This window comes from Streptomyces sp. NPDC048637, assembly GCF_040650675.1.
Taxonomy (GTDB): Bacteria; Actinomycetota; Actinomycetes; order Streptomycetales; family Streptomycetaceae; genus Streptomyces.
Genome location: NZ_JBEZHQ010000005.1, coordinates 68,308 through 89,770 on the forward strand (window position 1 = coordinate 68,308; position 21,463 = coordinate 89,770).

Genomic DNA, 21,463 nt, shown 5'->3' on the forward strand with positions numbered 1-21,463 from the left:
CCGGACGGACAGGACAACGGGGAGACAATGGCCAGCCCGACCCAGGCCCCAGAACAGGCCACGGCCCATGAGCCCCACCCCTACATCGGGGGGCGCAATGCCGCGCTGCGCGCGCTCACCGGGTGGCGGATGGAGCGGCCGGGCGCGCCTCGGGTCGTCATCCTGACCGGAAGTCCGGGCACCGGGTGTTCGCGGCTGCTCACGGGGTTCCTGATGCTCTGCGACCCGGAGTTTCGCAAAGGGCTCGTCGAGCTGGACGCGTTCGATCCGGCGACCGTGCCTCCGGACTTGCCCGCACCCGCGGTGCCGAGCGTCGCCGGGCTGACGGCAGCGCAGACCCTGTGGCTGCTCGCCGATCACTACGGGTTGTCCGCGACCCGCACCGCCGACATCTTCCCCGAACTCGGTCAACTCCCGTTGTCCGGGCGGCCGGTGACGATAGTGGTGCCGGATGTGGACCGGGCCGGGCCGGTGCGTGGGGCGGGTGAGCCCGCCCACGTGGTGCGGGACGTGCTGAAACCCCTCGCCGCCATCGAGTCCATACGCCTTCTCGCCGACGTGCCCCGGGAGTTCGCCGTCGAGCTTGCCGAGGGCCTGCCGCCCGGCGTGGCCCAGATCATCGACCTCGACGCACCCGAGTGGGCCGACCCCGAAGGGCTTGTGCTGCAGGCCGAGGCGATGCTCAACCCTCAATTCGGCGCCCCGGAACTGCCATTCACGACCGAGCCTGACGCTCGACGTGCGCTCGCCGAGGTGATCGCCCGGCACGCGGGGGACGGCGCGGGCAGCCGCCTGACCGTGCATCTCGCCGTGCAGTCGATCCTGATGCACCCGGAGGGGTTCGACCCGGCGGATGCGAGCCAACTGCCCGGCAGCGTCGGCGAAGTGCTCGATCTGCACGCCCAGCGACTTGACACCCACCCCCGCACCCTGCGGCAGATCCTCGCGCCCCTTGCCCTTGCCGAGGGCGTGCCCGTGCATCTGCTGACCCCGCTCGCCTCCGCCGTCGCCGATCGGGACATGAGCGAGGACATGGCGCGGGGGATGCTGCTCGTCGCCCCCTTCATCCGCCCCATCGAGAGGGCCGGCGAAGGCATCCCCGAGGACGAGCGGATGCTCCTTGGATTGCAGCACCCGGGCATCGGCGAGGCCGTTCGGGCAGGCATTCCGGATGTTCCGGGCGCTCAGGTGCGTATCGCCATGGAGTTGCTGGAGGCCGTACCCCATCAGGACTGGGCGAAGGCAGGGACGTACGTTCGCGATCACATCGCGGGACACACCCTGGAGGCCGGTTTGCTCCCCCGGCTCCTCACCGACCCCGGCCTGTTCGCCCACGCCGATCCGGTGCGGTTGCGCGCCGCGGTGGAGGCCGTACCCCCGGAGCAGTTGGACGCACCGGCGCGCACGTATCTGCGTACGGCCCCGCTGCTCACCCGCACCCAGGCACCCGCCATCCTTCGAGCGGCGCTCCTGGAGTCCGCATTTGTCGAAGACGGACTGCCGGAGTACGCGGCGGTGTTGCGCCGCACGGTACCCGAGCTTCCCTGGCACACCCTGTGGAGCGTACCGGTCGCCGGGGTCGACGCCGTGACCGTCGGCAAACTGCCCCCGTCCGCGGCCGCGTCGGACAGCGCCGCGGACGCGCCTGCAAAGCAGGAGCCTCCGGAGTCGGCCCCGCTCGCGGTCGCCGTGAGCGCGGTGCCTCAAGGCACCCCGGGTTCAAGCCCGTTGAAGGCCGACGATCCCAAGGCCCCCGCCCTGCTGGTGCAGGACCTCGCCACCGGCTCCGTCATCGATGCCGACCCGACCCAGATCCTGCGCCCCTCGGATGACGAGCGCGCCACGGGGCGGCTCGGGTTCAGCCGCGGCGCCGACTATGTGCGCGTCTGGCGTCGCGGCGAGCAGAAGGGCGACGAGAAGATCGTCACGGCCCTGATCTCCGCCACGCCCTTCACGGGAACCGACCTCTCCCCCGACGGCATCCTCCTCGTTGCCACGGAAAGCGGTGTGAAGGCGCTGCAGATCCGCCCGGCGCAGCCCTATGCCACGACCGCGCGGCGCTCCGTAACCGCCCCCCAGGCAGCCGAGCCCGAGCCCGCACAGGCCCCCGAGCCCAAACCGGAAGCCGCACAGGCTCCACAAGCCCCCGGGCCCGATGCCCACCCGACCGCCTGACACCCACCCACCGCAGACCGTTAGGCTCAAAGGCCCCGAAGCCCCGAAGCCTCTCGAAGGCGCCCGCATCAGACCGCCTGCACTCAGGCCCACTCGGACGAGGGCCGCGGAGCTCGCCCGGCACCGGCCCCGGCCGCACCGGCCCGGCCGCACCCGCCCCGCCCCGCCCGAAGACTCGATGGGAGTTCCCGTGATCAGCCAGGAGCAGGCGCTCGCGACCGCCGAGGGGTGGCTCAACCCGGAGGGACAGGAGCGCCGTGAGGTGCGGATGCAGGAGTTCGATCTGGGCTGGGTGGTGTGGGCCGCGGCCCCGCCGGCCGAGCGTGACCCGGTCACGGGCAAGCGCCGGCCGCCGGCCACGATCGGCCACTCCTGCGGTGTGGTCGACCGCCGCACCGGCGAGCTGAGCACCTGGCCGTCCGTGCCGGTCGAGGAGGTCGAGGAGGTCGTGCGGATGTATCAGCAAAAGCACGGCGGCGGCCAGGAGGCCGCGCCGCCCGCGCAGCCGCCGGTCACCGGCCCCGGCAACACCACGGTCATCACCTACGTCGACCCGCGCACCGGCGAGGAGACGAGCCTCGTCAAGAACTCCGCCCCCGGTGAGCCGCACTCCGAGTACCAGGCCCTGGTGGAGATCGATACCCTCGGCGTCCCCGCGCAGAACGTGGTCGCGATCCACACCGACCTCAGCTCCAGCCTGCTCCCCGGCGGGTACCCGGGCCGGCTGATCGGCCGTGTCTACCCCAACGCCCGGTTCTCCTGCACGCAGGAGTACGGCCTGCGGGGCGAGGAGCGCGCCGAGGCGATCGCCGGGCTGATCCAGCACGTCGAGATGATGCACCAGGTCGCGGGACAGCAGCCGCCGCCACGGCCTCACCGCGCGCCGGTGCCGACCGAGCCGCTCCGCGATGTTGCCCTGGGCCGCGAGCTGACGGAGGCTTTCGGCGCTGACGACGTATGCCACTGCCGGGCACATGCTCGCGCGTCTCCCGCATGACGGCCGAGGCGTCATGGCCGTCCGCAAGGACAAGAAAGGCCGCTTGACCGCCGCGCCCACCCTCACGCCACCATGCACCGACGCGACCGGCGGCCTCTTCCTCGGGAATTCCGGGGGTGCCGGTGGTTGGCTCGGACACGATGCCCCTCCTGGCTTGTGCCGACTCTTTGCAGCAGGGGACGGGGCACAGATGCGTGTACAACGTGCAGGGTGTCACGCGGTCACCCGCACTGCTCTACGACCCCGACTACCCGCCCAGGAGTGGGATCGACGAGCGGTCGATGCCCGCAGGCAGGGCAAAGCCCGCACGGTAGAAGTCCGGCATGTCAACGTCATCAAGGGCCGCCGCCAGTTGCGGCGTGCTGCCCTCCGGCGAGTCATGGATGCTCACGACGTCACCCACCGGGTTGTACTCGAAGACGTAGTGCAGTTGACCGTCGCTGTCGTAGGAATTCTTCTCGATTCTTTTCAACTGCCGCTGAAGGTCGATCTGTAGCGTCATCAGTGCAGCATCGTAGGTGTTGACTCGCTCCAAGTGGACCAGATATCCGGCAAGATGACCTGAATTCGCGTACCTGTGAGAGACGCTCCAGCGATAATTGCCGATGGTCTGAACGGTCAACTGGATCCCGAAGGGGATGCCCGGATGGTGCAACAGGTGATCAGTCCTGACGCTATCCGGATCGCTCGTCCAGTAATCAACGTGGAAAAGGCGGCCGGAATCGTAGAATTCGGCGAACAGAGGTGCGTCGGATTCGTTGAACTGGGCCCGCGTGTAGTCGCCCTCGTCCAGGGCTTCCTCGCGAGTGACCTCTTCCCCGGGGTAGATTCCCCAATCCAGGTAGAAGCGCTGAAGTTTACTGGACACTTTGACCTCACAATTCCATGCTCGGGTACATGGCGTACCTGCTGCTCTCGCGCATGACCGAAAAATCGATTCCCGGCAGACCGAATTCTTCAGTCAGTCTATATGCCTCGCTCGCGAAGGTGCGATCAGGATCGCCAGGGACCCTGTCCAGCAGGAAGCTAGGGACGAAACCCTTGTTGTTGTAGCTGCGGAGGTCCTTCCGCAGCTTGCGACTTCCCTCCAACGTGTTGCGATCGATGAGGCCTTGCTTGCACTTCTCCACGTATGTGTCGAATGCTTCGTCCGACACGAAGATCGCGAAGTCGACATCCTTTGCATCCGGCTTTCGCAGGGAAGAACCTTGTACCACGATACTGCCGTCGGGGAGGCCGAATTCCCGGGCGAGATCTCGCAGTCGAGAGGTGAAATGATCGAATTTCTCTTTACTCTCGAAGTGGTACGGATAGCCCCGAGGTTCGATCTCATTGGACCAGTTTTGCATCTGCTCGATTATATTGGCGTCGGCTATGAGGGTATCCCCCTCCTTTGCCTTTTTGTTCTTTATGGCGGCCACGTTGACGAAATCCGCGATCTGTAGCGGACTGAGTCCGAGCTCTTGGCCGACACGGAACACCCTGATCAGGTCTCCCGGGATCGACGGGAGGGGTGTGGCGTTGCTGCCCGAGTTCAGAGGGATGAAGCTCTGCGACCCCGTCAGCGGATCGGTATAGACGATCTGGCCGTTCTGATTCGTCGCGGCCAGTGGGTGGCTTTGGTTGTTGGTGTCCTGCGTGATGAAGACCCTTTGAGCGCCGTGCCCCTCGCTGGCGAGCGAGCTTTCCAGCTCGCTGATCGTGGTGCTTTGCTGCTGATTGGGCCGTGGAGCGCCGCCGGTCGCGTCGCGTGTGGCGGTCGCCTCGGGGGTCGACTGGGCCTCCGCCCGCTGCGAATCGGGCTGGTCTGACGATTCCGGCTGAGTTTCGTTGTCTTCCTGGGTTTCGTTGTTCGTCTGGTCGTTGCTCTCCTCGGGGGCGCGCGACGGTGTGCGGTCGGTTCCGGCCGGTTCGGCCTCGGGCGTACGGTCGGAGCCCTCTGGGTCGGCCGGAGGACGTCGGTCCGTGCCCGTCGGGTCCGATGGGGGTGTGCGGTTGGGGTCTGTGGGATGGGACGGACCCGACTGAGGTGCCTGGGTGGGCGGCGTGTTCTGGTCAGGACCTTGGGGCGGGGACGTGGTCTGGTTCTGATTGGCCAATGTTTGTGCCAACTGATCGACGAAGTTCAGGTGATTCCGAATCTCCGCGTCCTGGATCTGCTGGCTCGGCGTGCGGTACTTGCTGAGTGCCGTCTTGATTTGAGACTCGGTCTTGCCTTCCGCTCGCATCCTTTCAGCCTCGGCCGCCTCCAGATCCTTGAGGTCCGGGTCCGCCCGATAGGTCGTGCTGTAGTAGACGGGAACACCGTCCATCGCCTGGGAATCGTCGATTGTCCTGGAGCAGTTGGCGTGGCCGGCGGGATCACCGGACTCGGCGGTGGGCAGGCCACAAGGCTCACGTTCGGTGTATAGGCCCTTTACCTTGACTTTGGTCTGCTTCCGAGCTTCGCGATTCTCGTTGAGCTGGTCGATCCAATTGAGGATGTGGGACTCGGAGTGCAGCGGGCCGGCGCCGTCCATGGCAGGGGGAACCGACGAATCGACGATGTAGTGACTTTCCATGGTGTCCGGGTCGAAAACTTCTACGACCGCGTCATTCTTGCCGGAGAAGTCGGGCGAATTTCTCTCCGTCTCCTCAAGCAGCCGCTTGAGGTCCTCCACATCCCGACGGTTCGTCCCGTCGGGGTGCGATGCGAGTTCACGTCGCCAGGGATCCGTTGGTTCGTGGAACTTTCCGTCGTTGTCCCGCAGTACGTCGGCCAAGGGCACCCGGGGCGGGTCGCTTTGCAGCTGCGCCCACTGCCGCATCTGTGCCTGGACCGGGTCCAGACCGATCCGATGGACGTCGTGCGCGTCTCGAAGGTCGCCCTGTGCCGTGTCCTGAGGACGGTTCGGATGCGCATCGGTCCGTGCTTCCGGATCGGGAAGGCTCTGGTTCCGCTGCTCGCGAGTGGCTTCCGCGCTCGGGTCGTTGGACTCATTGGCCGAACCGGCCGGGCGCTGGGGCGATGTGTGGTCGGTAGCGGCAGGTGTGGTCTGGCGCTGGTTTTGCGTGGTGGGCTGGTTGGTGGCCTCGATGGGTCGACGACTGGCGTCCAACGGGATCGCGAAGACGCCGTTGTTGCCGCTGTGGAGCGGGGTGGTGCTGCTCTGGCCCGTCTGCGGGTCGGCGTAGACGATCTGGCCGTTGTGGTTGACCACGTTCCAGGCGTGGGCACGGCCGTCGGTGTTCTGGGTGATGATCACGGCCTGTGAGCCGTGGCCCTCGTTGAGGAGGGTGGTCTCCAGGTTGTTGTACGCGTCGCGGCCGTCGCCGAAGTCGTCAAACTCGGCGCCCAGGGCGCTCTCGATACGGTCGCGGCCGTTGGGCTCGGGAGTGTCGGCGGGGGTGCCGTCCTCATTCGGGCTGCGGCGGGCGGCGACCGTGGGGTTGCCCGCGTACGACCCCACGAACGCCAGGGATCCGTCGGGGTAGTTGACGCCGCGGCCGGACTCGTCGGGGTTCTGGCCGCGCAGATCGTCGACCCAGGTGCCCTCGCGCGGGTCGGGGGCCTGCTGGAACGAGCCGTCCTCGTTGCGCGGGAATCCCTCCTGCTGCGCGCGGTTGTCAGCGTCGGTGGGGTCGTCGTAGCCATCCGGCGGACCGGAGGGGCGCGTGGCGGTGGACGGGAAGACCGGTTCCCTCGACTCCGGTTGCTGGTCGGCGTCTTGAGGGTTCTGAGTGTCGTGGGGTTCGTGGGTGTCCTGGGAATCCTGAGGGGCTTGGGATTCCTGGCTGTCCTCCGTGTCCTGCGCGTTGTCGGGCTGTGGGCTGTCCTCGTCCGTCGCGTCCGAGTCCTGGGTCGTTTCCGAGTCCCGATCCGTGGTGGAGTCCGCGTCCGGGGCGGTCTCGGATGCCTGTTCCGGGTTGGACTCCTGGATGGTGCTCGTGTCCTGGATGGTGCTCGTGTCCGGGGTGGTGTTCGTGTCCGCAGAGGTGTCCTCGTTCTGCGGTGGTGTCGTCTCCCGGGTCGGCGTCGTTTCGGGGGCCGACGTCGTCTCCGGCGTTGCGGAGGATTCCGGGGTCGTCGACGGCGGTGCTGTGTCGGTGCTGCCGTCGTGCGCGTTCTGTTCGGTGGTCGAGTCGTCGTTGTCAGAGGGCGTCTCATCAGTGGACGGCTCAGTGGACGGCGAGGTGTTGGAAGGGCCGTCCGACTGAGCGTCGGGAGTTGACTGATCCGTCGGCGAGTCGGGGCCCGAGCTGTTGTTGGTGTCCGGAGTGTTCTGGGTGGACGGTTGAGGCGTCGACGGGGTCAGGAAGTACGGAGTGATCGGGTTCCGATTGGCGTCCAGCGGGGTGTAGAAGACCTCTTGGGCACCCAGGTGAATCGGATTCTCGCTGACGACGCCTGTTTGCGCGTCGACGAACAGGATCTGGCCGTTGTGGTTGACCGCGGCGAAGGCATGGCCGCCACCGCCGGGCCAGTTGACGCCGATCACCGCTGCCGAGCCATGCCCGGCCTGCGACAGCTCGTAGGCGATACGTGCGTACGGGTTGGGATGGTCCTTGCCCGCATACGTGCTGGGTGCGCCGGCCCAACGCGCCTGGTTGTCGACCGAGTCGCGCTCCGCGGAAAGGGTGTTCAGGCTGCCGTCCGCATTGAGGTCCAAGGTGCGCGGGGCGGACACCGTCGGACGGCCGAACCATGTCTCGAGGAACGAGCGGGTGCAGTCGGCGCAGTTGTTGGATCGGCCGGGCACCCCCACGCCGCCGTCGTTCTGCAGACCGACCCAGTTTCCTTGCCGCGGGTCCGCGTACACCTGTGGGGTGCCGCCGGGGTTCCTCGGGTGGGCGTTCTCAAGGTCCTGCTGATGGGTGGGGTCGGGTGTGGTCAGGCCTTCGAACGGGATGTTCAGGTCGTTACGGATGTCCGAAAGGTTGTCTGCCTGGGGCGGAGGCGGGGGCGTCGTGGGTTGCTCGGGCGCGCTGTCGTCAGCGGGAGGCTGGTTCTGATCGGGCGTCTGGTTGGTGGCGTCCGGCTGCTGACTGTCCGGCTGTTGGTTGTTCGGTGCCGGCATCCCCTGGTCGTTCGGCGTGGGAGTGGGGGACTCGGCCGGTGACTGCTGGTCCGTCGGACGGTTCGTCGGCTGCTCGCCGCGGGGCGGCGTGGTCGGGCGCCCAGGCGTCTCGGTCCGCGGATTCTCGGCACGCGGCGTGTCAGTGCGTGGTGGTGTGGTCGGGCGGCTGGGCGCTTCGGTACGCGGTGTGTCAGTGCGCGGCGTCTCGGTGCGCGGCGGCGATGCGGGTCGGTTCTGCTGGGTGCCCCGCGACGGCGTCGAGGGCCTGGTGCTCGGCTGTTCCGTACGCGACGTCGTGGCGCTGGGCGTGGCGGCCCGCCGTGTCGTCGTGGGGTTGCCTGCCGCCGGCGCCTGCGTCGGGATGGGGCCGGCCGCCGGTGCTGGCATGGCACCCGGGGTCGACGTTGAGGGCGTCGCGGACGACGGGGCCGCCTGCTGCGGGATGCCCGCCTCACCGGGCTGCGTACCGGGGGCCAGGGGCGCCGCCGTGGCGGTGGTGCTCATGAGGCCGAGGTGTTCGTCGTCCGGGTTTTGCGGGGTCGGTGTTGACGGTGTCGGCGCGTGACCCTGACCAGGGCTGGGGTTTGCGGTGGGCGTGTTGCCGGGCATGGCACCGCTCGGCATGGAGACGCGGCCGCTGCCCTGGTTCTGGTTGTCGTTGTTGTTGCCGTCGTTGGAGTCGCCCGGTATCGGGCCCTGGGCCGGTGCGGGCATGGTGGTGACCGAGTCGCGGTCGACCTGGTGCACGCCCGGTGCGGGGCGGGAGTTGTCGGGAGCCGGGGCCGGTGCGGCCTCGGGGCGGTCTGTCTCCGGCGGCGGGGACGGCATGGGCGCGGGCTCGGTGTGGCGCGGGTCCGGGATCGACGCGCCCTGCTCCGGGGTGTGGACGTCGACGCCTTCCGGGCGGCTCGGGCGAGCGCTGTCCGGAGTGGTGTCCGCCGCCGAGGAGCCATCGGCATCCGGCGTGGTGCCCGGGCCCTCGATGGGCGAGGAGTTGGAGGGCATGGACGGCTCGTTGCCCGGTGCAGTGCTCGGCGGGGCGTCCGGTGTGCTGTCCGGACGGGCGGCGTCAGGGGTGGTGTCGGGGGCCGGACCGCCCTCGACGTCCGGCCTCGTCGTGGTGGACGGCGTGGACGAGTCCGGAGACGGGTCGGGGGTGGACGAGTCGTCGCCCAGAGGGCGACCGATGCTCTCGTTGTAGGCCTGGGTGCCCACGTCGAAGGGGCTGGGCGCGTCGGAGCCACGGCTTGGTGAGGACGAGGACGACGAGGGGTTCGACGAGTCCGGGCTGCCGGTGCTGTCCGTGCTGCTGTTGGACGGCGTACTCGCGGAAGAGGAGGGCGAACTCGAAGCCGCCGGGCCATCGGACGACGAGGGCGGGCTCGACGAAGAGCGGTCCGAACCGCTCGGCGGAGATGAGGACGACGGACCGCCGATATCCGGTGCCCTGCGCCCGGAGTCGCCGCTGCTCGAACTCGGCGAATTACTGGAACTCGGGGAGTTGCTCGACGCACTGCTGTCGTTCGACGACGAGTTGGACGAGCCCGGCGAGTTCGACGAATTGGAGGAGCTGGGGGAATTGTTGGACGAACTGCTGTCGTTGGATGACGAGTTGTTGTTCGATGACGAATCGTTGGAGTTCGACGAGGTGTCGTTGCCGGAGTCCGATGAGCCGTCGCCGCCGTCGTTTCCGCTGTTGGTCAGTCCGTCGCGGGCGCCATGCCCCGCGCGGGAGCCGGCGCCGTCGCGCAGGGACTCGCCGAAGGTGGAACCGGAGTTCTTCAGGGCCTCCTTGCCCTCTTCGTAACCCTTCTTGGCGGTGCGGCCCAGGTCGTAGCCCGACTGCTTGCCGAAGTTCTGCTCGACGGTCTGGGCGACCACGTCGGAGACCATGGCTTCCAGAGCGGAGACAAAGGGTTCCTTGGCGGTCTCCAACACCGCCTGCAAGATCTGTTGGGCTATCTCCTTGAGGAGTTTGCGCAGGATCATCCGCGTGGCGGCGACCGCGCCCATCGCGCCGAGCTCGGACAGACCCAGGGTGAATGGAGCGGCGACCTGGGCCGCGGCGATCTCGATCGCCAGGATGACCAACTGGGCGATCACCGCCACTTTTAGCCCGATAATGAGCATCGCCGCGGCGTCCATGCATATGGCGATCAGCTCGGCGCCCTGGCGGGCGTCGTCGAAGTAGCCCGAGCCGCCGGCGAACTTCTCCCAGGTCTTGTTGAAGCCCTCGATGGAGTCGCCGGCGCTCTCGGCGAGGACGTTGCCGGCGGCGCTCATGCCACGGGCCTGGAGGCTCTCCACATCAGCGGCGAACTGACGCCAGGTGTTGGCGCACTCCATCATCTTGTCTTCGTTGCCTGTGGGCCAGTCGAAGCCACACATCTCGAGAACCCACTCAAGTGCGTTCGGCAGCATCAAAGCCATGACGAAGACCCCCGTTGTCGCCCATGTAGTTCGTGTCGTCCCGGCCCTGTGGGCCGACCGACCCCATCCGCCTCACCACCGGCGGAAGAGCCCTGCTTCTCTGCTGCTGCCGGAGGCGCCCATCGGAGCCTCGTGAGTGCTCAACCGGCTTGCGTCGGCGCAGAGCCATGCCCATGTCAGAGCGTACTCAACGGCGTTTATGGTCTCTCAACTCTGTTGATTTACAGTGCTGGAGCAGACATCCGGTCCAAAGCCGTCCAGCCCTCAGGTGGCAGCCCTAGCCATTGGGCCTGCGCAGACTGCGGTACAGCTCGATCGCGGAGTCCGGCGGAAAGTTGGGGACATAAATGACGGCTCCGTCGCTTTTGGAGATCACCATGTGACTGCCGCCCAACGGCGCCTGAGTGCCGGGCGGCGGTGGGGGCATGACGGCGTGGATGAGGAAGCCGATGTCGAACTCCGCCACGTACAACGGCGCCGGGTTTCCTTCCAGATCCAGTACTTCGAATCGGGCGCGAGCGGCAGCCAATGCCTCTTCGGCAGTGGCGGGGATGGGCTGTACCGGTTCCGGCGCGTCGGGATGCGACACGGACTCTCTCCTATCAGTGAAGGGGTGGCTGTGGGTCAGGCGCGGTCATGCGGTTGACCTCGGACTTGGCGCGGGTCAGTTTGCCGTCGAAACATCGAGCCGGAGCCGAGCCGACGCCGAAACCGATACGGCGCAAATACTCGACCCTGGCTGCCGCGACCGTGCTGCTGTGGCGGCCCTGCAACCCCGCTGTACGGTCGCCACACGCCCCCGTGGTGCGGGCCGTTTCACTTGCTCGCGGACTTCAGAACCCGCACCTCGCCGCCGAACTGGTTCTCCGGCTTGTGCTCCTTGATCAGAGCGTCGTTGAAGTCCTCGTTTTCCTCGTGGTTCTTCGCCATCCGCTCCAACGCCTTGCCGATTTCGTTGAGCTTGGTGGCAAGGTGCTGCATCGAGTCCGTCATGCCGTCGCGCAGGCCTTCGTATACCACGCCGAACTTCTCGCCGAGCTCGTCGTCACCCCACGGTGGGGTGCCTTCCTTGTCGCTGAAGGTGGTCAGGCCCTTCCAGGCGTCCTGGGCGACACTCGAGAACGTCGTCTCCTTCGGCGCTTCGCCTCCGCCACCTCCACCGTCACCCTGCGCGGCCAGGCCGTTCTTCAGCTTGGTGGTTGCCTGGTAGAAATCCCTGCCGATCTCGGAGAAGTTCTTCCCCTCGACCTTCAGCATCTCCGGATTGCTCTTGAACCCTTCGCCCATGACTGCGCCCCCGTTCACCAACCGGCATCATCGAGCTTCCGGTTCACGTCCGTTTCATCTCTGTGCCAGCGTACCCAGGGGCGCTGACAAGCCCTCAACCCCTGGGTGTCACAGTGCTGTCCCGGGAGCGTCCCGCCGATACCTTCCGAGACAAGGCAAGCGCCGTGTTCGGGGTAGCCGATGTAGAACTCGCCTACCGCAACGACGTCTGGGTGCTGCCAGGCCCGGTGGGACCGAACAAGGGGCGGGCCATTTCGAGGGCCTCCCCCATCGTTCACCGGTAGGCGGTGCGCCGGCGAGACGGCCCGAGCCTCCGTGGGCACGGGCCCTTGGTCCGAATCCGGCCCCGGGCTCAACCCCGGTGTCCACCCCGCCCCCGCTTGTTCGGCCCCGTGACCAGGTTGGTCGAGGGACCGTCGTGCTCGGCACGCCCCTTCTGCTCTTCCTCGTCCCGCTTGCGCTCCCACTGCTCGCGCTTCTCACGCTCGGCCTCGCGGTCCTCCATGGTCTGCGACTCGGCGGCGCGGCGGATCTCGGTCATGCGGTCGCCCAGCGCGTCCATGTAGCGCTCGTTCTTGATGGCGTCGGTCATTCCCATACGTCCCGACAGGATGCCCTGGGCCATCTCCTGGAGCGGTCCGCTCACATTGAGGTTGTTGGCCAGAGTGCGCAGCGACTTGTGGAGGCTGTGAGCCTGCTCCGGGTCCTGCGCGACGTCCATCAACTCGGAGTCGTCGATCTCCCGCTCGCCCGGTCCCGGTCCGCTTCCCGGCCTGTTGGCCATGAGATCCCCCTTCGAGCCCAGAGGGCCCCTCGCGCACACCGAACGCGGCTTTCGCACTCGCTACAGCCTGCTACAACTGTTGACGAGCTTATCCAGCCGACCGTTTGGACCATCAACCCGGGCGCATCCGCGCACCGCTCGCCGCGCTCGCGCAGCTCTCCCGTCCCGGTCCTGTCCCGTCCGAGTCGGCCTCGCACCCGCCCACATTGCGCACACCTCACAACCTTGACCAATGGGGCACAACCAGGAACGGGCGCCGAATGCAGGGCCCGGACCCGTGTGCTGGACCTGATCAAGCCATGTCGCAATGCCCTTCACTTCAGGGCGATGCCCTTGAGAAGCCGTAATCCTATCGATCACGAGGTCGGTTCTGATCGAACGGGGCGCCTGGTCGGGTGATCGTCGCGGGTGGGTGCATGAAGGCAGGACCTCTGGTGCAGCACGAGGGTCGCAATGCCAACTCGTGAGACGGGAGGCCCTGTTGATGCAGTTGTACGCGGTTTCGTCCTCAGGGTTCGACTCGGCGCCGTCGGCGTGCGATGGTCTCGCGCACCGGTTCGGAAACGCGGTTGACCGGCCGGAGAGGGTGCGAACAGCATTGACGCTCCTGGACCCAAGGCCCTGACCTGCGCCTACGCCCCTGACCTGGACCACCTGGACCGCACAAGACGTTCTTCACAACCTATGCCGGGTGGTCCCGAGCGCGGCGCCCAGCACGAGTACGGGGGCGTCGTCGGGACCATCAATCCGGTGCTGCAGGGTCTTCTCACGCACCCGGCCGCGCTACCGACACCGTGACGCGATCCTGACACCCGGATAAGGAAGCGCCGGCGGAGCGTGGCCGCCAACCGCGCCCGAAGCAGGGTTTGCGCAGGACAGGGCCTCACTGTGGAGGCGACGTAGATGACCGGGCGGCCCGGCTCGGCGTAGCTCACCATGATCCACTGATACGGACGCGGGTGCCCTGCTCGTGGTCCCGATCCTGGTCTCCGCCAGGGAGAAGGTCCTGGACCGCGACGCCTACAACGGTGCCGAGAGCATCGGCCTGAACACGGCCGCTGCGGATGACGCGGAGGCGAAGATCTCCGTGCCGGCCGTTGCATGACCTGAGCTCGTCCTCTGGCTGCGCCCTTGGGGAGCGTGTGCGAACGCGATCCGTGTGCGCGGCGTCCGATGTGCACGGTCGTCCGATGTGCACGGTCGTCCGATGTGGATGGTCGTCCGATGTGGGCGGTCGTCCGATGTCGGCGGCCGGGAACACGGATCGCGTTCTTCGTGCACGGTGGGGGCCCGGTGTGTCGTGCCGGCCGGTCCTTCTCACGGCGGGTCCATGGCCGTTGACCCCGGCTGTGGGTGTGGGCTCTGCGCAGACGGGGCGTCGCGGGCAGCGTCAGAGGGCGAGGAAGGGGGCGTGGGCGGTGGAGGGTTGGAGGGTGGGGGTGCCGGCGAAGGTGGCGTCGTAACCGCCGTTGAGGATGATCAGCGGGAGGCTGAGGATCTCGACGAGGCTTGCGGTGCCGTTGGCGTCGGTGATGGCGGTGCCCAGGAAGTGTCCGCCGGTGCTGAAGGTGATGATCTGGCCGGGGACGGGCAGTCCGGTGACCGTGTCGGTCAGCGTGGCGGTCAGGAACGGGAAGTGGAGTTGGAGGGGGAAGAGCTGGATGAGGGCGGGGGTGGCGGTGAGGCTGGTGGCGTGCGGGGTGACCACGGCTTGGTAGGTGAAGCAGCAGGCCAGGGTGGCGGTGCCGCCGGGGGTGGTGACGGTGACGGCGGCGGTGCCGGGGCTGCCGGGCGGGGTGGTGGCAGTGATCTGGGTGCCGGCGGGGTTGACGGAGACCGCGGTGGCGGGGACGCCGTTGAAGGTGACGGTGGCACCGGTCAGCCCGGTGCCGGTGATCGTGACCACGGTGCCGCCGGCCGCGGGGCCTTGTCCGGGGGTGATGCAGGTCAGCACCGGGACGGCGAGGTAGGTGAAGCCGCCTGGCACGGTGCTGGTGCCGCTCGGGGTGGTGACGACCACGGGGCAGGTGCCGGGGGTTCCGGGCGGGGTGATGGCGGTGATCTGGGTGCCGGCGGGGTTGACGATGACGTTGGAGGCCGGGCGGCCGCAGAGGGTGACGGTGGCGCCGATCAGGTCGGTGCCGGTGATGGTGACGAACGTGCCGCCGGCGACCGGCCCTTGGGTGGGGGTGATGCCGGATGTGGTGGGGGCGGCGGCGTAGGTGAATGCGCCGGGCAGGGTGACGGTGCCGACAGTGGTGGTCACCACGACGGTCGCCGGGCCGGGAACGCCGGCCGGGGTGGTCGCGATGATCTGCGTACCCGCGGCGTTGTAGAACAGGTTGGTTGCCGGATTGCCGTTGAACGTCACCGTGGCACCGGACAGATTCGTGCCGGTGATCGTCACCACTGTGCCACCCGTGGCCGGCCCCTGCGCCGGGCTGATCGAGGTCACCGTGGGGGCAAGCAGGATGACGCTGACAGTGTTCGAACCGGTGTTGGCGACGTAGACGTTGCCGCTGGGCGCGACCGCCAGCGCTTCCGGGTCGGTGCCGACAGGGACCGTGTCGGTGACGGTGTTGGTGGCGCTGTTGATCACCGACACAGTGCCCGAACCCGCGTTGGCGACGAAGACGTTGCCACTGGGCGCGACCGCCAACGAGCCGGGGAAGTTGCCGGTGGGCACGGTGGCGATGACGGTGTTGGTGGCACTGTTGATCACCGACACGTTGGCCGAACCCGCGTTGGCGACGTAGACGTTGCCGTTGGGCGCCACCGCCACCTTGAACGGGTTGGCGCCGGTGGGGAGGGTGGTGGTGATGGTGTTGGTGGCGCTGTTGATCACCGTCACGCTGTTCGAATTGGTGTTGCCGACGTAGACGTTGCCGTTGGGGGCCACCGCCACCGACTGCGGGCTGGCGCCGACAGGGACCGTGGCGATGACGGTGTTGGTGGCACTGTTGATCACCGACACGCTGCTCGAACCCTGGTTGGTGACGTAGACGTTGCCGTTGGGCGCCACCGCCACCGCGTCCGGACCGACGCCGGTGGGCACAGTGGCGATGACGGTGTTAGTGGCGCTGTTGATGACCGTCACGTTGGCCGAAATAAGGTTGGTGACGTAGACGTTGCCGTTGGGGGCCACCGCCACCGCGAACGGGTTGGTGCCGGTGGGCACGGTGGCGATGACGGTGTTGGTGGCGCTGTTGATCACCGTCACGCTGCTCGAACCCTGGTTGGTGACGTAGACGTTGCCGTTGGGCGCCACCGCCACAGAGGACGGGCTGTTGCCGGTGGGCACGGTGGCGATGACGGTGTTGGTGGCACTGTTGATCACCGACACCGTGGCCGAATTGAAGTTGCTGACGTAGACGTTGCCGTTGGGCGCCGCCGCCACGACGACCGGGGTCATGCCGACGGGGATGGTGAGGGTCGCCAGGAGAAGAGTGAGTGACGGCTGGAGCGCCGAGCCCCCCTGGGCACGGTGTGCCACGGTCGCGGTTGTGGGAAGCCCGTCCGGCGGGGAGCCCTGGGCGAGTGCGGCAGGAATCCGCGGCGTCAGCCACGGCTGAATGGATGTGCTCATGAGGAGCCCTCTCTTCGCGATGAAGGGGACTGCCCTTGATCTTCGCCCAGCCCTGTGCGGCACCGGGCATCGCGGCCCTCACGCCGGAGGCGCGTCCTCATGGCATGTGGCCACACAGGCATGGGCTGCCCATCCCCCGGGGAGGGATGGGCAGCCCACCGGTTTGCCTCAAGTAACCCATCAGAGTGGCGGCTTGGCAATGTCCTTGACGGGCGCTCACCCGGATGGCCGTGCCTGCCAGGCTGCGGCCGGGTCGTGCTCCGCCTTCAGCGCCCCGTCACCCACCAGGCGTCCGTGATCTTCGCAGCCGGAAGGCTCAAGTGCAGGCTGTGCGCGTGGTTCTCCGGCTCATCCGTCATGCCGGCGTGATCGCTGCCGCGTCGGCGGAGGTGTGCGTGCGGCAGATGCGGCGGACGCCGAGACCGGGGACGGCCGGTGCTGACAATGTTGGACGCCGTCCGGAACGCGCGACTCCGCACCCGGACCGGCGCGGGTCACGCCGGCCACCGCCAGGGCGTGGGAACACGTTGTCCACCGAGACCGGACCGGGCGCGCCCCGCACACCCTGTGGTACGGCCCGGCCCCGCTCACTCCGTCCACGCCGCGGCGCGCGCCTCGTCTTCGCCGCCGATGGGCAGCGGGTACCAGCGCGATGCCGGACCGCTAAGAAGTCGTGCGGCAGGAGCGCACGGGGATGCCGGCGGTCAGCGCGCCACGCTGTCCGTCGCCGAAGGCACCGGCTCCTGCGGCCGCCGAGCGCTCGGGCGGTGCCGGACCCACATCCACAGGGCCAGCAGGAGGCTGGCTGCCAGGCAGCCGGCTCCCGCCACGGCCAGGGGCCCGTTGTCTCCCGTTGCCGCGGGGCCGCCGGGGTCGGTCTCGGGGCCTGCGGCGACCACGCCCAGCCCGGCCGCGACGGTGATGACCGTCTTGGTCAAGCCGGCTGCTTCACCGGCGCGTTCGGGCCGGATGACGCCCTGGGTGGCGGTCAGCGTCAGGGCGTTGCCCACGCCCAGTGCCGCCCCGCTGGCGGTGACCGCAGCGAGATACGGCGGCAGTCCGGAGACGAACGCCGCGCACAGCAGCACCACCGCGCCCACTCCCAGACTCGTGGCCATCACCGGTACGGCACGCACGCTGGTCACCCGGCCCGCGAAGGGCCCCGCGGCGGCCATGGCCGTAGCGGGGGCGAGGAAGGCCACCCCCGCCACCAACGGCGTCAGATGCTGGCCCTCTTGGAGGGAGAGCGGTACGACGAAGAGGAACACCACGGTTGCGGCGTTGGCCACCGCGCCCGCAGCGGTCAGCGCCACGAAGGCGCCGTTGCGGAACAGCGCGGGGGCGATCAATGGATCTGCCGAGCGGAGTTCGATCCGTACGAAGGCCGCCAGCGAAAGCGCCACCAGGCACAGTGTGCCGAGGCCGGCGGGGGACGCCCAGCCCCATACCGGGCCACGGTCGATGAAGAGGGCCAGGGCCGCGATGGCGGCGGTCCCGGTGGCCAGCCCCGGCCAATCGACGCACCCGGAGACCGTGGTGTCCCGCGACTCCTGGGCCCGGCGGGCACAGAGCGCAGCCACCACGCCCAGCGGCACGTTGAGCCAGAAAACCGCCCGCCACGACACCATTTGGGTCAGCGCGCCACCGGCCAACGGGCCGCAGGCGGTGGCCAGTCCGCCGATGCCCAGCGCCCACCCCGTGGCCCGGCCGCGCACGGCGGGCGGGAAGACGTTCGTCAGGAGCGCCAGTCCGGCCGGCATGATCAGCGCACCGCCCGCGCCCTGTACCACGCGGGCGGCCACCAGCACCGGCAGCGAGGGCGCCAGTGCGCACCAGAGCGACGCCGCTCCGAACAGCGCCAATCCCGCGATCAGCAGGCGGCGCCGGCCGAACAGATCGCTCATGCGGCCTGCGCCCAGCATGAGTGTGCCGCACGACAGAAGGTATGCGCTGACCGCCCACTGGAGCTGTCCGGTGGATACGCCGAGTTCATCCTTGATGTGCGGCAGGGCCAGGTTCAAGGCGAACGAGTCGAGCTGGATGCAGAAGACACCCAACGCGACCGAGACCAGCGCCCAGCGGGCTCCGCTTCGCCCCTCGACGTCCCACATCACGGCCCATCCCTTCCCGCCGCCCGACCAGGCGGCGGCGTCATCTCATGAATGTCTCTGGTGGCAGGGGGTGGGGATTGCTTGCGCCGGAAGGGGCTGCGCTGAAGAGGGCCGGCCCAAGGAGGAACAAGGGGCTTCCAGCCGTGCGCGGAGCCTGCGCGAAAACTCGCCGAGGCCCGGGAGTCGTCAACACTCAAGACGCCGGAACGCGAAAGCGGGGGCGGACCCAGGCAGTGAATGCCTCGGTCGCCGACCTCCGGCTCAGTGAGGTGATTTCACCGTACATCAGCTCCCGGGTGTGTCACCGACCCACCACCGTCCGGAAGACTTCAGTCACCAACGTGTGGCGCCGGAGGAGTGGATACGCCCACCTCGGACGCGTGGCGTTCCGTTCGGAGCCGGTGACGCGGCGGCGCACTGCCACACCGACAGCGGCTTCATCACCGTGATCTACGCCGACCAGCAGGGGTACAAAATCCTGGACGGCGACCGCTGGCGGCCGGTGAATGTGCCACCGCGGCACTTCGCGGTGAACCTCGGCGACGCCGCCGAGACCCGCACCAAACACCTGCCCCGCCCAGCCGGCGCGGTCATCCACCGGGTCCCGCCCCGCCCGGCCCCGACGGCGGACGGCGGACGGCGGACGGCGGACGGCGGACGGCGGACGGCGGACGGCGGACGGCGGACGGCGACCGCTCCTACCAGCAGCACACCACCGGCCTGTACTGAAACCGACTCCCCACACCGTCTTCCCGACCAGTGGCAAGCACAAGGCGATCCGGGTGGCCTGCGCCACGGCGTCGCCGCCGTCGCCGTGGCGACCGCCGAGCTGTGCGCAAGTGCGGACCAGTGGATCGAGGCTAAGAGGCGGGTTTAGGAGTTCCTCTTATGGTCGGCCACCGATATTGCACAGCCCGTGGCCGACCTTCCTATGGGAGCTGCTCATGACATCGCCGGACCATGCTGAGCTTGCTCGGTACCGCACACTGCGCCCCTTGGTGCTGCTTCGGGGACAACCGGCGCCCGAGAGGCCGCGCCGCTACCGGCAGATGCGGGTGCTTCGCACGTTCACCGTGCCGGCCCTTTTCGCAGCAGGCGCGCTGGCCCTGTCCGCCTGTGGCGCAGGCGCCTCGTCGAGAGACGCTGACGATGACCGGAACGCCTCCGGTATCCGGATCAAGATCTCGGCGCGGGACGGTGCCACCGGTGCCGGGGTCCATCCCGGCGTGAAGGTCAGCGGCGGCCAACTGACCAGCGTGAAGTTGGTCCAGGTGGAAAACGGCGCCACGGTCAAGGGGTCGATAGCCGCCGACGGCTCCTCGTGGAAACCGTCGGTGCAGTTGGCGCGCGGCACCAAGTACAAGCTGGTCGCCGACGCCAAGAACGACAAGGGCCAGGCGACCACCGAGCACGCCACCTTCACCACCGTCTCCTCGAAGAACAGCTTCATCGGCTCCTACACCCCGGACGGCGGCGAGACCGTCGGCGTGGGCATGCCGGTGTCCTTCACCTTCGACAAGGTGATCACCAACAAGAAGGAGATCCAGTCCCACATCACTGTGACCTCCAGCAGCGGCCAGCAGGTCGTCGGCCACTGGTTCGGCACCCAGCGCCTGGACTTCCGGCCGCAGGAGTACTGGAAAGCCGGCTCCAAGGTCACCATGAAGATCGACCTGGAGAGCGTGCAGGGCGGCAACGGCATCACCGGCACGCAGTCCAAGACGGTGACCTTCACCATCGGCCGGTCCCAGGTTTCCACCGTCGATATGAACACCCAGACCATGTCGGTGGTACGGGACGGCAAGACCCTCAAGTCGCTGCCGATATCCGGCGGCAGCCCCCAGAACCCGACCTACAACGGCCAGATGGTCATCTCCGAGAAGCTCCAGCAGACGCGTATGGACGGCTCGACCGTCGGCTTCGGCAAAGACGCCTACAACTTCCCGGACGTGCCGCACGCGATGCGACTGTCGTCCTCCGGCACCTTCGTCCATGGCAACTACTGGGGCGACCCGTCGACCTTCGGCCGCACCGGCACCAGCCACGGCTGTGTCGGGCTGCGGGACAACCAGGGCGGCGGGGGCGACACCCCGGGCAAGTGGTTCTTCGACCAGTCGCTCATCGGTGACGTCGTGGTCGTCAAGAACTCGCATGAGCAGACCGTCAAGCCGGACAACGGCCTCAACGGATGGAACCTGTCCTGGTCCGACTGGCGGGCGGGCAGCGCGCTGTGATCGGCGTCCGCGCCGTACGGGAGGACGCCGGTGGGGCACCCGCAACCCGCTGCCGTCTGAGCGGATGTCCTCCGCCGTAGCGGGAGAGGGCCGCAGCCGGAATCCAAGAAAGAGCTCCCAGAGTTCATCAGGCACCAGACGCTTCGATGGATCAGCACCCACGACCGGCATCATGCCGCACGAACATCAAGTCACCTGAGACAACCTCTAAGCCTCTAAGCCTTGATTGGTGCGGCCGACCTGGCAGCCTGCTCGATCTTCGCGCAGTGGGCTGCACGGGCTTCCTCGTCGATCTGCTTCTCGAGTTCGGCGCGCAACCCGGTCCGGCCGTCGAGGCCCTCGCGCAGGATATCGGCGTGCCCGGTATGCCGGATGGACTCGCCGAGGACATGGACCATGATGGCGAACAGGTTGGAGTCGGCATAAGGCTCCGGCCACCACGGCACGTGGCCGGGGGCGTCGAGGGGAAGCTCGTTGATCGTCGCGTCCGAGTGTTCCCACGTGCGCCGGTAGAACCCGATGATCTGATCGCGGGTCTCGTCCTCGGTCGCCCACAGATCGCTGCCGTTGGAGTCCTGCCACCGGGGCAGCGGTTCCGGGGAAGGGCGGTCGAAGACCTCGCCGAAGTACCTGGCCTCGACGGTGGCCACGTGTTTGACCAGGCCGAGGAGGTTGGTCCCGGTCGCTGTCAGAGGTCGGCGGGCGTCGTATTCGGACAAGCCGTCGAGTTTCCAGAGCAGCGCCTTGCGGTCCCGCCGCAGTCTCCCGTGCAGGTTGCCTTTCGCGAATTCATCGATCATGC

The 21,463-nt window shown here is 68.1% G+C and carries 13 protein-coding genes and 1 pseudogene; 5 read left to right on the plus strand and 9 right to left on the minus strand.

From position 1 onward, the window contains the following. Positions 1-27: 27 nt before the first annotated feature. Positions 28-2,175, plus strand: coding sequence for an ATP-binding protein (locus AB0C46_RS09570; RefSeq protein ID WP_362827078.1), 2,148 nt, complete (start codon positions 28-30; stop codon positions 2,173-2,175). A 190-nt stretch (positions 2,176-2,365) separates the two neighbouring features. Further along, a complete protein-coding gene (locus AB0C46_RS09575; RefSeq protein ID WP_362827080.1) occupies positions 2,366-3,172 on the plus strand; it encodes a nucleic acid/nucleotide deaminase domain-containing protein in 807 nt (268 codons plus the stop codon). A gap of 247 nt (positions 3,173-3,419) precedes the next feature. On the opposite strand, the gene AB0C46_RS09580 is transcribed toward AB0C46_RS09575, so the two are convergent. The 6 genes and pseudogenes from AB0C46_RS09580 to AB0C46_RS09605 all read right to left on the minus strand — a co-directional run. Next, positions 3,420-4,040: a hypothetical protein gene (locus AB0C46_RS09580; protein ID WP_362827081.1), complete on the minus strand. Its 621-nt coding sequence runs from the start codon at positions 4,038-4,040 to the stop codon at positions 3,420-3,422. Between the two features lie 7 nt (positions 4,041-4,047). Continuing rightward, complete coding sequence (locus tag AB0C46_RS09585; RefSeq protein WP_362827083.1) at positions 4,048-10,659, minus strand: toxin glutamine deamidase domain-containing protein; 6,612 nt, start codon at positions 10,657-10,659, stop codon at positions 4,048-4,050. Between the two features lie 277 nt (positions 10,660-10,936). Next, positions 10,937-11,248 carry a hypothetical protein gene (locus tag AB0C46_RS09590; protein WP_362827085.1) on the minus strand — a complete coding sequence of 104 codons (312 nt, stop codon included), beginning with the start codon at positions 11,246-11,248 and terminating at the stop codon, positions 10,937-10,939. Positions 11,249-11,475: 227 nt separating this feature from the next. Continuing rightward, a complete protein-coding gene (locus AB0C46_RS09595; protein ID WP_362827086.1) occupies positions 11,476-11,946 on the minus strand; it encodes a hypothetical protein in 471 nt (156 codons plus the stop codon). Positions 11,947-12,298: 352 nt separating this feature from the next. Beyond that, the gene (locus AB0C46_RS09600; protein WP_362827088.1) at positions 12,299-12,730 is read right to left on the minus strand and encodes a hypothetical protein; all 432 of its coding nucleotides are present in this window, start codon (positions 12,728-12,730) and stop codon (positions 12,299-12,301) included. 684 nt (positions 12,731-13,414) lie between these two features. Beyond that, a pseudogene (locus AB0C46_RS09605) lies at positions 13,415-13,504 on the minus strand (3-oxoadipate enol-lactone hydrolase); the annotation flags it as partial. Positions 13,505-13,700: 196 nt separating this feature from the next. On the opposite strand from AB0C46_RS09605, the gene AB0C46_RS09610 reads away from it, so the two are divergent. After that, positions 13,701-13,835: a hypothetical protein gene (locus AB0C46_RS09610; RefSeq protein ID WP_362827090.1), complete on the plus strand. Its 135-nt coding sequence runs from the start codon at positions 13,701-13,703 to the stop codon at positions 13,833-13,835. A gap of 285 nt (positions 13,836-14,120) precedes the next feature. Here the strand turns inward: AB0C46_RS09610 and AB0C46_RS09615 are convergent, their stop codons facing one another. Then, on the minus strand, positions 14,121-16,316 hold the full coding sequence (locus tag AB0C46_RS09615; RefSeq protein ID WP_362827091.1) for an IPT/TIG domain-containing protein: 2,196 nt from the start codon (positions 16,314-16,316) through the stop codon (positions 14,121-14,123). A gap of 704 nt (positions 16,317-17,020) precedes the next feature. Beyond that, the gene (locus AB0C46_RS09620; RefSeq protein ID WP_362827093.1) at positions 17,021-18,427 is read right to left on the minus strand and encodes an MFS transporter; all 1,407 of its coding nucleotides are present in this window, start codon (positions 18,425-18,427) and stop codon (positions 17,021-17,023) included. 298 nt (positions 18,428-18,725) lie between these two features. Here AB0C46_RS09620 and AB0C46_RS09625 point away from each other — a divergent pair, with 298 nt between their 5' ends. Together AB0C46_RS09625 and AB0C46_RS09630 are read left to right on the plus strand one after the other, a co-directional pair. Continuing rightward, a complete protein-coding gene (locus AB0C46_RS09625; protein WP_362827094.1) occupies positions 18,726-19,304 on the plus strand; it encodes a 2OG-Fe(II) oxygenase family protein in 579 nt (192 codons plus the stop codon). A 172-nt stretch (positions 19,305-19,476) separates the two neighbouring features. Then, entirely contained in the window at positions 19,477-20,661 is a 1,185-nt protein-coding gene (locus AB0C46_RS09630) for an Ig-like domain-containing protein (protein WP_362827432.1), read from the plus strand. Positions 20,662-20,876: 215 nt separating this feature from the next. Here AB0C46_RS09630 and AB0C46_RS09635 read toward each other — a convergent pair whose 3' ends face one another. Continuing rightward, positions 20,877-21,461, minus strand: coding sequence for a DinB family protein (locus AB0C46_RS09635; RefSeq protein WP_362827096.1), 585 nt, complete (start codon positions 21,459-21,461; stop codon positions 20,877-20,879). Positions 21,462-21,463: the final 2 nt, after the last annotated feature.